Source organism: Euzebya pacifica (assembly GCF_003344865.1).
Lineage (GTDB): Bacteria > Actinomycetota > Nitriliruptoria > Euzebyales > Euzebyaceae > Euzebya > Euzebya pacifica.
Genome location: NZ_CP031165.1, coordinates 1,039,448 through 1,052,092 on the forward strand (window position 1 = coordinate 1,039,448; position 12,645 = coordinate 1,052,092).

Here is a 12,645-nt window from a genome sequence, read left to right on the forward strand (position 1 = left end):
CCCCACTTCTTCGGTCGAAGGGCCGGTCACCTTGAGGGAACGGTCGCCTCGTGCCGGTGGGTGATGCGCTGTGCGCCGGCGGGCCCGCGGCCTGCGGCCGCCAGCAGCGCGGCCGGCAGCTCCTCGATGCGGTCCTTCAGCACGAACGGAACCTGCAGCTCGGCTTCGTACCGTTCGAGCTCCGGCGCGGATGTGGCGGACCAGAAGATGAACCGTTGATCGGGCAGCTGGCGTCGCACGGCGACCACCACGTCGGGCCCCGACACCTCGGGCATCATGACGTCGCAGAGCACGAGGTCGGGGCCGAGCTCACCGATCTCGGCGATGGCCGTCTCGCCCTCGGCGGCTTCGCCGATCACGATCAGGTCGGTACCGCTGGACTCGAGGATCCGGCCGGCGAGCAGCCGCATCGCGGGGTCGTCGTCGACGATGTACACGGTCAGCGACTCGGCGTCGCTGGGGACGACGACGCTGCGGTCCAGCACCTCTGGTCGCTGCTCCTCCGGGACGCCCTTGCGCTCTCGCTTGTCGGCCAGCATGGCTTCGTCGGCCTTCACGACCAGGTCGAGGTCGAGCGCCTCGCCCGGCGCGGCGATCGCCCAGCCGACGCTGGCACCGATCTCGGCTGGACCGCCAGTGGTCACGTAGACCTGGTTGAGCAGCTCCTGCAGTCGTTGGGCGATGTGGGTGACCTCGAGGTCGGCCATGCCCGGGTGCAGGTCCTCGCAGAGGACGACGAACTCGTCGCCGCCGAGACGAGCCGCGGTGTCGGAGGAGCGCAGGGTCGACCGCAGGCGAAGCGCCACCTGCACGAGCACCTCGTCGCCCACGGCGTGGCCGAGGCGGTCGTTGACGCCCTTGAAGCCGTCGAGGTCCACGACGATCAGGCCGGTCCCGGCCCCGCGTCGCACCGCCGTCTGGTGGGCCTCGGCGAGGCGGTCCATCAGCATGGTGCGGTTGGGCAGACCGGTCAGGCCGTCGTGCAGCGCCCGGTGTCGCAGCTGTGTGGTCTCGGCGCGGGAGGCCACCTCGGCCTCGTGCCGCTCGGTGACGTCGGTGACGGTGATGACCACGGCCGGGTCCTCCGGGGCCTGGCTGCCGGGCAGCAGTCGCGTGGAGGTGTTGACCCAGCGGAAGGTGCCGTCGGGGCGTTCCATGCACAGCAGCAGGTCATCGACGGGGCAGCCCTCGAGGGCACGCCTGCCCGGAAGGTCCTCGGTCGTGATGGGCCGGCCGTGGCGATCGGTGAAGGCGAAGCCCTCGAGGCTGTCGGCCCGACCCAGCGTCGCCTCGGCATCGATCGCGAACAAGTGACACGCGGCCGGGTTGATCCGGAGGACGCGGCCTGCCCCGTCGAGCACGACCAACGCCTCGGCCAACGAGTCGAGGATGGTCCTGTGGGTCGCCTCGGCCTTCGCTGCCCGGTCTCGTTGTTGTGCCAGCCGCTGCGCCACGACCTGGATGAGGCAGATGGCGAGTGCTGCGGCGACGACCAGGGACTGGGCAGTGGCCGCGATCACGGTGGACAGCACGACGAGCACGGCGAGGTCGAGCTGCGGGGTGGCCGAACGCTCGCGACGCCGCCACAGGCCTGCCAAACCCGCAGAGAGGGCCAGCGACCCGATCGCCGCGACGAGTCGGCTGGAGTCCAGGAGTGGGACGACGGCTGCCACACCGGCAAGCGCGGCGAGCAGGAAGGCGGGCCGACGATGCAGCACGGCGAGGAACGCCACGGCTCCGACCGGGGACCACGTGGGACTCCCAGCGGCAACCGGGGCCAACGCCAGCGCCTGGAGCGCACCGGTGCCCGCGGCGACCAGGAGGAAGGCTGCTGCAGCGCGGGGACGAGGGAGGGGGGTCATGGTGAGAGCGGTGCCATCTCATCGACACGCGCGGCGCGGACCTGAGCACAGGGCAGGCCGATGACCACGCGGGCTCCGCCGCCCGGGGCGTCCTCGAGGTGTATTCGTCCCTCCATGCGTTCGAGCTGGGCGCGAGCAAGCGTCAGTCCGATGCCAGTGCCCGCAACGGTGCCTGCCTGGGCATCGTGGCCGCGATGGAATCGCTGGAACACCCGTTCGCGGTCGTCGGGTGCCACCCCGGGCCCGTGGTCGTCCACCACGATCTCGATCATGTCCGGCCCCGCGGCCGGACGGACGCGGACATGGACCGGGGCGTCCTCGGGGGAGTAGCTGGCGGCGTTGTCCAGCACGTTGTGCAGGGCTCGGCGGACGGCCACCGGGTCGCCGCTGGCTGTGGGGGCCGATCCATCGATCGTGACGTCGATCCGGTTCGCGAACGGCAAGCGCTCGATGACGTCGTCGAGCAGGCGTTCGAGGTCGAGGTCCATCGTGACCGGCGGAGGCTGTTCGTGCTCCAGTCGGGCGAACTCCAGCACCTCCTGCAGCAGGTCCGACATCGACTCCGCGCCCCGTGCGAGCTGGCCGACGAAGTCCTTGCGGTCCTCCTCGCTCAGCTCGTGGCTGTGATGCTCCAGCAACGAGGCGAACCCCCGGATCGAGGTCAGCGGCGTGCGCAGCTCGTGGGACACCGTGACCAGGAACTCGGTTCGTGACTGGTCGGTGCGCCGCAGCTCCTCGTTGGCTGCCTCGAGCTCGGCCTGGCTGCGCCGCAGGTCAGCGGTGCGAACCTCGACCTGCACCTGCGCGGAGGCCTCACGGGTCCGGAGCACGTGCCCGAGGACCGCGATGACGATGGTCAGCAGCAGCCCGGCAACGCCGAGGGCGACCACCGGCCACCGGTTGGTCCGGGCGAAGGCGGGCGTCGGTGCGGTGCGCACCTCCCACGTGCGTCCGGCCACCTCCAGCCGGGCGGAGGAGATCGTGGCCGTGGACGGATCCCCGACGAGGAGCGTCGGCTCGATCGATCCGCCGGCGCCGGGGCCGAGGTCCCAGACCTGGACGTCCAGGCCGAGGGCGTCGGCTGGGCCCCGCTCGATGAGCGCGGCAGGCTCCACCGCGGCCAGCAGTCCCCCCACGAACTCCTCACGCCGTGCGTCGACCGTCGGGGGGATGTCGCCGGTGCGATAGGTCGGGACGAACAGGATGACGGCGGCGGGGTCGTCGGGCACGACGAGCTCCACCGCCGCGCTGACGGTGATCAGGCCGGTGTCCCTCGCGCCCTCGATCCCGAGCAGCCGGCGGGGTTCGCTGGCGAGGTCGAACCCGAGGGCGCTGCTGTTGGGTTCCGAGGGGACGACGCGTTCGACGACATAGGCACGATCCGTCGGGGTGGGGTGGACCGTCACATCCACGCCGTCGCGGTCGCTGATGGCGTTCTCGTAGGCGGCGAGGGCTCGTCGGTCGACGTGCCGGAAGAGGGCCACGGCCCGCGCGAGTGGGATGGTGCCCTGGGCGAACCCGTTCTCGAGGGTCGTGGTCAGCTCGCGGGTGTGGATGGGCCAGTCGTGGAGGACCGGGTGCGCCACCGCGTGGTCGGCTGGATGGGCCAGCGCCTGTGTCGTGGCGGTGTCGCGCATGGCGATCAGCGACGACTCGAGGGCATGGAGGTCGGCGTGGAGCGCCGCGAGCAGGGCGTCGGTGGCCCGGTCGACCTGGTCGGCGTGGTCGCGTCCCATCGAGGTGGCCAGGCCCACGGTCACGAGACCGGTCAGGAGCAGGCCGAGCACCACGGCAAGGGTGGCCGCTCGTTGGAAGACCGCTCGCTGGAGGACGTGGGGCATGTCGAGGGTCCACTCGGCCCGTGGCGGCCGAACCTGAGCGGCAGGCCCGCCGATCCCGAAAAAGAGGGGTCAGGAACGCTGCGCGGTCCTGAGCACGTCCTGGGCGGCGCGTGTCGGGCTGCGGGTGCCGGCACGAACGGACTGCGCCGCCTGGTCCAGGGCCGCGGCAGAGGCCGGGTCGGCCCGGAACGCCGCCAGCAGACCCTCGACGACCTGGTCGTGGAGCCACTGCAGGTCCTGCTGGCGTCGCAGCACCGCCAGCTGACCGGACGTCGTCATGTGGTCGTGGTGTGCAGCGACGGCGTCGGCGACCTCCTCGATCCCGCGGCCCTCCAGGGCAGAGGTGAGCACGACGGCCGGGTCCCAACCCGGGTGCCGTCGTCGCAGCAGGGCAAGGCCCTGGCGGGCATCGGCCGCGGCCATGCGCGCTGCCGGGGCGAGGTTGCCATCGGCCTTGGTGACCACGACGACGTCGGCCAGCTCCATCACCCCGCGCTTGATGCCCTGCAGGTCGTCCCCTGCGCCCGGGGGAAGCAGCAGCACCATCGTGTCGATGATGCCGGCGACCGCCGTCTCGGACTGCCCGACCCCGACGGTCTCGACCATCACCTGGTCGAACCCGGCGGCCTCGCACAGCAGCAGGACCTCGCGTGTCCGCCGTGCGAGGCCCCCGAGGGAGTCGCCGGCGGGCGAGGGTCGGATGAAGGCCTCCGGCCGTGCGGCCAGCCGCGGCATCCGGGTCTTGTCGCCCAGGATCGACCCGCCCGACTGGGTGGAGGAGGGGTCCACTGCCAGGACGGCGACCCGTTGGCCCCGGGCCTCGATCTGGTGCAGGCCGTAGGCCTGCAGGAACGTCGACTTGCCGGCGCCGGGCGGTCCGGAGACGCCCAGGCGGATCGACGTGCCGGTGTGCGGGAGCACCGCGTCGAGCAGGGCCGCTGCCCGGGTGCGATGGTCGGGCCGGGTCGACTCGACGAGGGTGATGGCACGGGCCAGCGCCCGCCGGTCACCCTCGACCAGGCGGGCTGCCAGCGTCTCGACCGACGGCGCCTCAGGCATCGAGCAGGGACAGGACCTCACGTGCAGCCGTCGGGATGTTGGTCCCGGGACCGAAGATCGCGGCGACGCCTGCCTCGCGGAGCATCGCGTGGTCCTGCGGCGGGATGACGCCGCCGCACACGACCAGGATGTCCCCGGCACCGGCGTCGCGGAGCTCCTCGATCAGCTGCGGGACGAGGGTCTTGTGGCCGGCCGCCTGTGAGGACACGCCGATGATGTGCACGTCGTTGTCGATGGCGTCGCGCGCAGCCTCGGCCGGGGTCTGGAACAGCGGGCCGACATCGACGTCGAAGCCGAGGTCGGCGAACGCGGTGGCGATGACCTTCGCCCCGCGGTCGTGGCCGTCCTGGCCCATCTTGACGACAAGCATGCGGGGACGTCGGCCGTGGTCGTCGGCGAAGGCCTCGACATCGGCGACGACGGCAGCGAAGCCCTCGTCGCCCTCGTAGGCAGCCCCGTAGATGCCGCTGATGGACCTGATCGTGGCCTGGTGGCGTCCGAAGACGACCTCCATCGCGTCGCTCATCTCACCGACCGTGGCGCGGGCGCGTGCGGCGGCAACGCACAGCTCCAGCAGGTTGCCGTCACCCCTCGCACCTGCGGTCAACGCGTCGAGGGCGGCCCGGCAGGCGTCGTCGTCCCGCTCGGCCCGGACGCGTTCGAGCCGGGCGACCTGGGCCTCGCGGACGGCGGTGTTGTCGATGTCGAGCACGTCGACCTGCTCGACATCGTCGGGGACGTAGGCGTTCACGCCCACCACGACGTCCTCGCCGCGGTCCACGCGGGCCTGACGGCGCGCCGCAGCCTCCTCGATGCGCAGCTTCGGCATGCCCGACTCGACGGCCTTGGTCATGCCGCCCAGCTCCTCGACCTCCGCGATGATCGTGCGGGCGCGGTCGGCCAGCGCGTGGGTCAACGACTCGACGTAGTAGCTGCCGGCCAACGGGTCGATCACGTTGGGGATGCCGGTCTCCTCCGACAGGATCAGCTGGGTGTTGCGGGCGATCCGGGCCGAGAAGTCCGTCGGCAGGCCGAGCGCCTCGTCGAAGGAGTTGGTGTGCAGGCTCTGCGTCCCGCCGAGCACCGCAGCCATGGCCTCCACCGCGGTACGGACCACGTTGTTGTAGGGGTCCTGCTCGGTCAGGCTGACCCCGGAGGTCTGGCAGTGGGTGCGCAGCATCCGGCTCTTGGGGTTGGTCGGCTCGAACTGCTCCATCAGCTCGCCCCACAGCAGGCGGGCGGCCCGCAGCTTGGCGACCTCCATGAAGAAGTTCATGCCGATGGCGAAGAAGAACGACAGGCGAGGGGCGAACGCGTCGACGTCGAGCCCGGCGGCACGGGCAGCACGCACGTACTCCACCCCGTCGGCGAGGGTGAACGCCAGCTCGAGGTCGGCGGTCGCCCCTGCCTCCTGCATGTGGTACCCGGAGATGGAGATGGTGTTGAACCGCGGCATCTCCCGCGAGGCGTAGCCGATGATGTCGGAGATGATCCGCATCGACGGGCCCGGCGGGTAGATGTAGGTGTTGCGGACCATGAACTCCTTGAGGATGTCGTTCTGGATGGTCCCGCTGAGCTGCTCGTGCGCCACCCCCTGTTCCTCGCCGGCGACGATGTAGCAGGCCATGATCGGCAGCACCGCCCCGTTCATGGTCATGGACACGCTCATCTCGTCCAGCGGGATGCCGTCGAACAGGATCTGCATGTCGGCGACGGAGTCGATGGCCACACCGGCCTTGCCCACGTCACCGACGACGCGGGGGTGGTCGGAGTCGTAGCCACGGTGGGTTGCCAGGTCGAACGCGACGCTCAGGCCCTTCTGGCCGGCGGCCAGCGCCCGTCGGTAGAAGGCGTTGGACTCCTCGGGGGTGGAGAAGCCGGCGTACTGGCGGATCGTCCACGGCCGGTTGGCGTACATGGTGGCGTACGGACCGCGGGTGTAGGGCGGGAAGCCGGGGTACCCGGGCTCGGGAAGGTCCGCGACGTCCTCCGCGGTGTACAGCGGCTTGACGTCGATGCCCTCAGGCGTGCGCCACGGTCGGTCCTCGGGGGCAACCCCCTTGAACTCCTTCGTGGCCCTCTCGGTCCAGGCGGCTCGGTCCGGCATGGCATCGCTCATGGCCAGACAGCGTAGATCCGTGTCGCTCCGCAGGACGATTCGTCCAGCTGGCTGGGTTCAGGCGGGGACCTCGACGCGGACCCGACGGGCCAGGGTGATGGCAACGAGTGCGACACCGATCGCGGCCGCGGCGTAGGCAGACCCCGTCCCACCGCGTTCGGCGACGGCCCCCAGGAACAACGAACCGAGTCCCTCTGCCGCCATGACCGCGGTGATGGCGGACGCGACGGCGGCGCCGAGCAGGTCCTTCGGTGCCGCCCTGGTGAACGCGGTCTGCCCGAGGACCATGACGCTGAGGGCCAGTCCGAGCAGCAGGTTGGCGAGCGCCATCCACGCCGGATGCCCCGTTGCGGCGATCGCCCCGAAGACCAACGTGACGGCCACGGCGGCGAGGCCGATGACCATCGGCCCTGCTCGCTCGAGGTCGTGGCGGTGGCCCAGCAGCACCCCACCGATGGCGGATCCGACGGCCTGGGCAGCGAGCACGGCCGGCAACCATCCGCTGTCGGCGGCAACCGCCGGGGCGAGGGTCTCGGGCAGGGCCGACACGGCGGCGAACGCCACCAGCACGACCATGTAGAAGCCGATCTGCCGGTCGTCGAACCACAGCCTGGCGCCCTCGAACGCACCACGGCGTACATCCATCGAGCCGCGACTCCGCGGCAGCGCGAGCGCCAGCGCGGCGGCGAGCGCGAACGTGGCCGCGTCCAGTCCCAGGGACAGGGCGGCACCGAGCACCACGGTGATGGCGCCCCCGACCGCGAGTCCGAGGGCTGCGGTCGCGTCCCCGGTGGCCTTCTGGAGCGCGACGACGGGGCCGAGGAGCTCCTCGGGCAGCTCGGCGCCAGCGATGGCGTGGCGCAGCGCCGCGGCTGTCGGGCGAAGCGCGCCGACCACTCCCGCGGCGACGAGCAGCGGCCACAGGCCACCGAAGACGAGCGGCAACAGCACCGCGAACGTGCCCATCCCGTAGGTGACGACCAGGCCGCGGCTGCGCTCGAACCGGTCCAGCCACGGACCGATCAGGACGGTCGCGGCGATGGCGGCGCCGCCCTGCACCGCGAAGAGCGCCCCGGAACCGATCGGCGTGCCGGACCGTTCGTAGGCGAGCACGACCAGACCCGCCAGGCCGATCCAGTCCCCGAGCCCGGACACGGCAGCCGACAGGAAGAGCGCACGTGCACGTCGGTCGACGAACACCTCTCGGTACTGCTTCACGCCTCTCCCTTGCCCCCCGGGATCACTGTCGGGTCACAAGATAGACCGTTGGTTCCGTGTATCGCGAACCAGTCGCAGCAAGGCGTGGGTTGCGCATCCGGTGAGTGTGCCACCACCGTCCGCGCAGGGGTGGCCCCCGTCCACGGTCCTCCGCCGGCACCGCGCAGGGAGCTGCCACGGCGGCGGGGTCGTCGGTCAGCTGGTGCGGGCCACCGTGTTGGGGATGACGCTGGGCTCGTCGAGCACACGATCGTCGTCGCCGAAGTCCAGCCACGTGGTGGACCGGGCCACCTCGCCGACCCCTCGCTGGGTCCAGTCGCAGACCCCGTCCGGGAAGATCTCCAGCAGCTGTCCCCACTCCTCGGCGGTGAACGACACGCCGGGGTAGTCAGCCCGCTCGGGCATGGTCAGGCGGCACTTGACGATGTCCTCGGTGGTCGGGCCACCGGCCGCGATGCGGGGGCTGCCGCCGACGCGGAACACCTGCTCGCAGATCCCGTCGCCCCCTGCGGACGCAAGGCCCGGCGCGGCCAGCGGCATGGGGGAGTAGCCGGCCGTGGTGACCACGCAGCTGTCGGTGGCCTGCGCGGGTCGGGCCGCGGCGACCTCGTCGGCCCACGATCCGTCGTCGGAGACCCCACCGCCGGCGGTGCGGGCCGTCTCGATGTCGTCCAGCCACGTGGCCATCGTCGACCATGCGTCGTTGGTCAGCAGGACACCCGACCAGATGGCGTGGGCGGATCGCTCACCGAAGGTCTCCAGCAACCGCTCGGCCATCATGTAGCCGCGGACCTGGTCGTGGAAGCCGAGGATCGGCACCGGGTCGGCGTACAGGTTCACGTCGATGATCGGGGCCTGGTCCATCGCCCCGCGACCCGTGACGAAGCCGAAGCGGTAGAGGTCCTCGACCAGGTCGACGTCCATCGCCATGCGCGGCTGGACCTCGCCGGGTTCCGCGTGGGGGGTCTCGCCCGGGTGCCAGGGGCCGTAGCCCTCGTCGTCGAAGGAGCCGACGTTGCGGTTGAGGTCCAGGAACCGGGCGGGGTCGATCACCCCGTCCAGCAACGCGCGGTAGCCGTACTGGACGCCGACGTTGTCGACGGGGCGGCGTGCCCAGCCGGTGTCGGGATCCACGCCCAGGTAGTGGACGAGGTTGTCCTGCAGGGTGCAGCGCTGGGTCACGCCGGGGATGTTCACTGCCCCGTCCTCACGGGAGTAGCGCAGGTCCGCGGGGATGCGCGAGCAGTCGACGTCGGCGACCAGCAGGTCGGCGAACATGTCGTCCCAGTCCTCGCAGATGCCCTGGAACTCGTGGCCCGTGATGGCGTTGCGCTGCTCCAGGGTCAACCCGCCGGCGAACACCGGCAGCTCGCGGCCGAGTCCGTCCTGCAGCTGGTCCTGGCCGGGCAGCAGCTGGGTGTCCAGCGCGAAGTACTGCCGCAGCAGACGACAGTCGGCCGGGCTCATCGCGGTGGTGATCACATCGGGGAAGCTGACGAGCGGCAGCCCGCCGTCCTGGAGGCCCGGGTAGGAGTTCATGGTCGTGTGCTGCTGGATCGCGCCGCCCGATGCGCCGTTGCCCATGATCCAGTCGAACCGACCGTAGGCCTCGATCAGGTGCTCGCGAACCATCATCATGGTCTCCGCCGACAGCACCGAGTTGCAGTGCGTGTTGAAGATCGTCATCGACGAGTGCGGGACCAGGTAGCCCTGGAGGACCGCCGGACGGAACACCTCCGGACCGACGTCGAGGGCCTCGCCGCCGGCGTCGACGCCACCGGACAGCACCTCGTTGGGGGTGTTGATGCCCTGCTGGCGACCGATGCCGCAGGAGGCTCCCCAGTTGTAGACGACCTTGCCGTTCCACGCGTCGGGCATCTCGAAGGGGACCTCTGGACCACGGGCAGCCGGGTCGTCGAGGATGGCCACGCGGGTGATGCCGCGGTTGATGGTGCGGGTCTCGACGCGGGCGATGGCCGGTACGACGTCGCCCTCGGTCGTGACGGTCATCGACAGGTCGGCGGGGTAGTCGCCCCAGGGGTCGAGCAGCGGCTTCCAGTCCAGCGCCAGGCCAGCGGCGGACTCGTCGTCGGCCGCCTGCACGGGGTCGAAGTCAGTGGGGTCGCCGGCACCGGCGAGGTAGTACCACCGCACGTACGGGTCGATCGAGCAGTCGTCGTCGAGCTGCTGGGGATAGGCCTTGCCGTCGGTGCCACGGGGTTCCGGGGAGAAGTCGTGGAGGTCCCCGACGCGACAGGCGAAGGGCACCTGGTGGGGGCCGGAGAACACCGGACCGGTGATCGGGTGGTTGTCGATCGGGAGGGTTGCGGTGCGGCTGCCGTGCATCGGGTGGGTGGCCACCACGGTCACGTCGTTGCCGCCGACCACGAGGTCGTCGACCAGCCCGACGTGCATGCTGCGGCCGGGGTGCAGCTCGTCGGGTTCGGCGACGAAGTCGCCGGTGACGTCGGCCCCGTTGACGGTGATCCGCAGGTTGTCGCCGTCGGTGACGCCACGCACACCGATCAGCGCGTCCCCACCGGTGACGGTTGCGGCCCGCGTCGACAGCACGGCCAGCTCGAGCTGTCCGTCCGCGAGCGGCCCGGCGGTGCCGGTGAAGTCGTCGGCCTCGGCGAGCACGCCGGCATCGGACGTGTCGCCGTGGTCGGACTGCGCGCCGGCGAAGCCGGGCAGCACGACGAGCAGGGCGAGCGCGAGCAACGACGACAGGCCCCGGCGGTGCAACGGACGGATGGTGGTGATGGACGTCGACATGGCCTACAGCTCCCCGAGCATCGCGATGGTGGACTCCAGCACCATGTCGCCGGTGCACCGGTCGACGGCGTAGCTGTCCTCGTAGTTGACGACCAGGACGCCACCGGCCACGAAGCCGGCGCCCTGCATGTTCGCCTCGTTCAGCTCGAACTGCTGGGGCATGTAGCCCAAGGCGTCGTTGGCCTGGCCGAGCGGCATGGTGACCAGTGCGGGCGAGCGTTCCTTGACGGTGTTGGTCAGGTTGGCGAAGACCTCACCCGGTGCGGCGGACAGGGCAAAGTCCTCGCCGATCCGAATCGCGCTGGCCTGGAGCTCGACGCTGGTGGGTGAGGCCGACAGGCACGGGGCCGTCTCGGGGGTCTTGCCCGTCCGGATGGTTGCGGGGGTGGGGACGAAGGTCCGGTCGAAGAAGCCCGGCAGGCCCAGCGCGTTCAGCGGGGCGTTGGTGACCGGCTGCTGCCAGATGGTCGCCGTCGAGCGGACGTCGGTGGTGGTCAGCACGTGTCCCTCGCCGACGGCGGGGATCAGGTCGGCGAGCGCGGTGGATCCGGTCCGTCCGCTGCGGTTGGTCATGTTCCCCAGCCCCGTCATGAGGTGCATGCCCATGCCGCCGAAGCGGTCCTCCAGTCGGCGGGTGAACACGCCGACCCAGTCGGCGTGTGCTGTGGCCTCGAAGTTGCCGAAGGAGGTCGGGTGCGCCGCATAGGCGCCGACGGTGGCGATGACGTCGCCGTCCTCGGCATCCACGGCCCGCAGCCAGGCAAGCTGCTGCTCCTCTGCCGAACGGTAGGTGTCGCGGCGCTCGCTGTTGAACCGGCGCGCCCGCTCCTCACCGACCTCGACGTGGGCGGGGACCATGTTGGCGTGGGCCTCGCGGATGGACTGCTCGATCGCGCCGTAGGCCTGGTTGAAGTACCAGTCGGGCACGTAGCCCCAGCCGCCCAGCAAGTCGACAGATGCGTGGGAGTGGGTCGAGGCGATCACGAACGCCGACGGGTCGATGTCCAGCTCGCCGCCCAGGCGTTCGGCGATCTCGCGGGACCCACAGCCGACGGGCAGCTGGGACGGCACGCACTTGTTGGCGTACTCGTACAGGAAGCCCTCGGCGTCGATCACGGTGACGACGGCGGTGTCGTCCCCGTCGGACAGCACGATGGTGCGGGCGAACAGGCCGTAACCGGTCTCGGGGTCGTCGTCGGCGACGTAGCCGGGGTCACCGGGCGCTCGATCCCAGTCCAGGATCGGGTTCACCGGTCCGATGCCGAACCCGCCCTGGTACAGGCAGTCGGGGTTCTCCGGCCACGGGCTGGCCGTCGCGGTCGCCAGGTGGGCGGGGTGCTCGGGGTCCCCCAGGGACTCGGTGAAGAACGACTCGCTGAGCGTCGTGCAGGCGGCGGCGTTCTCCTCGCCCTGCAGCCAGGTGGCCCCGGGGAAGGTCGCCGCCATGCCCTCGGGGTCGGGATACAGCGAGACCTTCGCGGCACCGACGAGCAGCTGCCCTGCTCCGAGCGGGGCGTCGTCGACGACCTCGAAGGCGTCGAGGGCCCCGCTGGCGGTCCCGACCGCGGCGTCGATGTCGGGCGCCGGCGCGATGACCGCCCCCGCCCATGCGACGGACACGGTCAGGGCGGCGGCGAGGACCGTCACCAGCAGGCGGCGGGCGGTTCCGCCCGGACCACGGGACAGCAGTGCGTGCAGCATCAAGGGCTCCCTGGAAGTTCGGCTCACCATGGATTTCGACCACCGAGACCCGGTTTCCTGCTGTGGGATG

At 71.2% G+C, this 12,645-nt stretch carries 7 protein-coding genes; all 7 read right to left on the minus strand.

Translation table 11 applies throughout. The features are described 5' to 3' along the window. Positions 1 to 26: 26 nt before the first annotated feature. Entirely contained in the window at positions 27 to 1,862 is a 1,836-nt protein-coding gene (locus tag DVS28_RS04250) for a diguanylate cyclase domain-containing protein (RefSeq protein ID WP_114590356.1), read from the minus strand. Next, complete coding sequence (locus DVS28_RS04255; protein WP_114590357.1) at positions 1,859 to 3,703, minus strand: sensor histidine kinase; 1,845 nt, start codon at positions 3,701 to 3,703, stop codon at positions 1,859 to 1,861. Before DVS28_RS04255 ends, DVS28_RS04250 begins: the two co-directional genes overlap by 4 nt. 69 nt (positions 3,704 to 3,772) lie before the next feature. Continuing rightward, entirely contained in the window at positions 3,773 to 4,762 is a 990-nt protein-coding gene (gene meaB / locus DVS28_RS04260) for a methylmalonyl Co-A mutase-associated GTPase MeaB (protein WP_114590358.1), read from the minus strand. Further along, positions 4,755 to 6,869 carry a methylmalonyl-CoA mutase gene (gene scpA, locus DVS28_RS04265; RefSeq protein ID WP_114593978.1) on the minus strand — a complete coding sequence of 705 codons (2,115 nt, stop codon included), beginning with the start codon at positions 6,867 to 6,869 and terminating at the stop codon, positions 4,755 to 4,757. The genes meaB and scpA overlap by 8 nt, the downstream gene beginning before the upstream one ends. A gap of 69 nt (positions 6,870 to 6,938) precedes the next feature. Then, on the minus strand, positions 6,939 to 8,099 hold the full coding sequence (locus DVS28_RS04270) for an MFS transporter (protein ID WP_114590359.1): 1,161 nt from the start codon (positions 8,097 to 8,099) through the stop codon (positions 6,939 to 6,941). A 195-nt stretch (positions 8,100 to 8,294) separates the two neighbouring features. Beyond that, entirely contained in the window at positions 8,295 to 10,874 is a 2,580-nt protein-coding gene (locus DVS28_RS04275; RefSeq protein WP_114590360.1) for a DUF6351 family protein, read from the minus strand. Between the two features lie 3 nt (positions 10,875 to 10,877). Then, positions 10,878 to 12,575, minus strand: a complete 1,698-nt coding sequence (locus tag DVS28_RS04280; RefSeq protein WP_114590361.1) for a hypothetical protein — start codon at positions 12,573 to 12,575, stop codon at positions 10,878 to 10,880. Positions 12,576 to 12,645: the final 70 nt, after the last annotated feature.

Excerpts from the sequence above, each read along its gene's own strand:
- DVS28_RS04250 (WP_114590356.1), bottom strand. The coding sequence starts at position 1,862 with ATGACCCCCCTCCCTCGTCCCCGCGCTGCAGCAGCCTTCCTCCTGGTC.
- DVS28_RS04255 (WP_114590357.1), bottom strand. The coding sequence starts at position 3,703 with ATGCCCCACGTCCTCCAGCGAGCGGTCTTCCAACGAGCGGCCACCCTT.
- meaB (WP_114590358.1), bottom strand. The coding sequence starts at position 4,762 with ATGCCTGAGGCGCCGTCGGTCGAGACGCTGGCAGCCCGCCTGGTCGAG.
- scpA (WP_114593978.1), bottom strand. The coding sequence starts at position 6,869 with ATGCCGGACCGAGCCGCCTGGACCGAGAGGGCCACGAAGGAGTTCAAG.
- DVS28_RS04275 (WP_114590360.1), bottom strand. The coding sequence starts at position 10,874 with ATGTCGACGTCCATCACCACCATCCGTCCGTTGCACCGCCGGGGCCTG.
- DVS28_RS04280 (WP_114590361.1), bottom strand. The coding sequence starts at position 12,575 with ATGCTGCACGCACTGCTGTCCCGTGGTCCGGGCGGAACCGCCCGCCGC.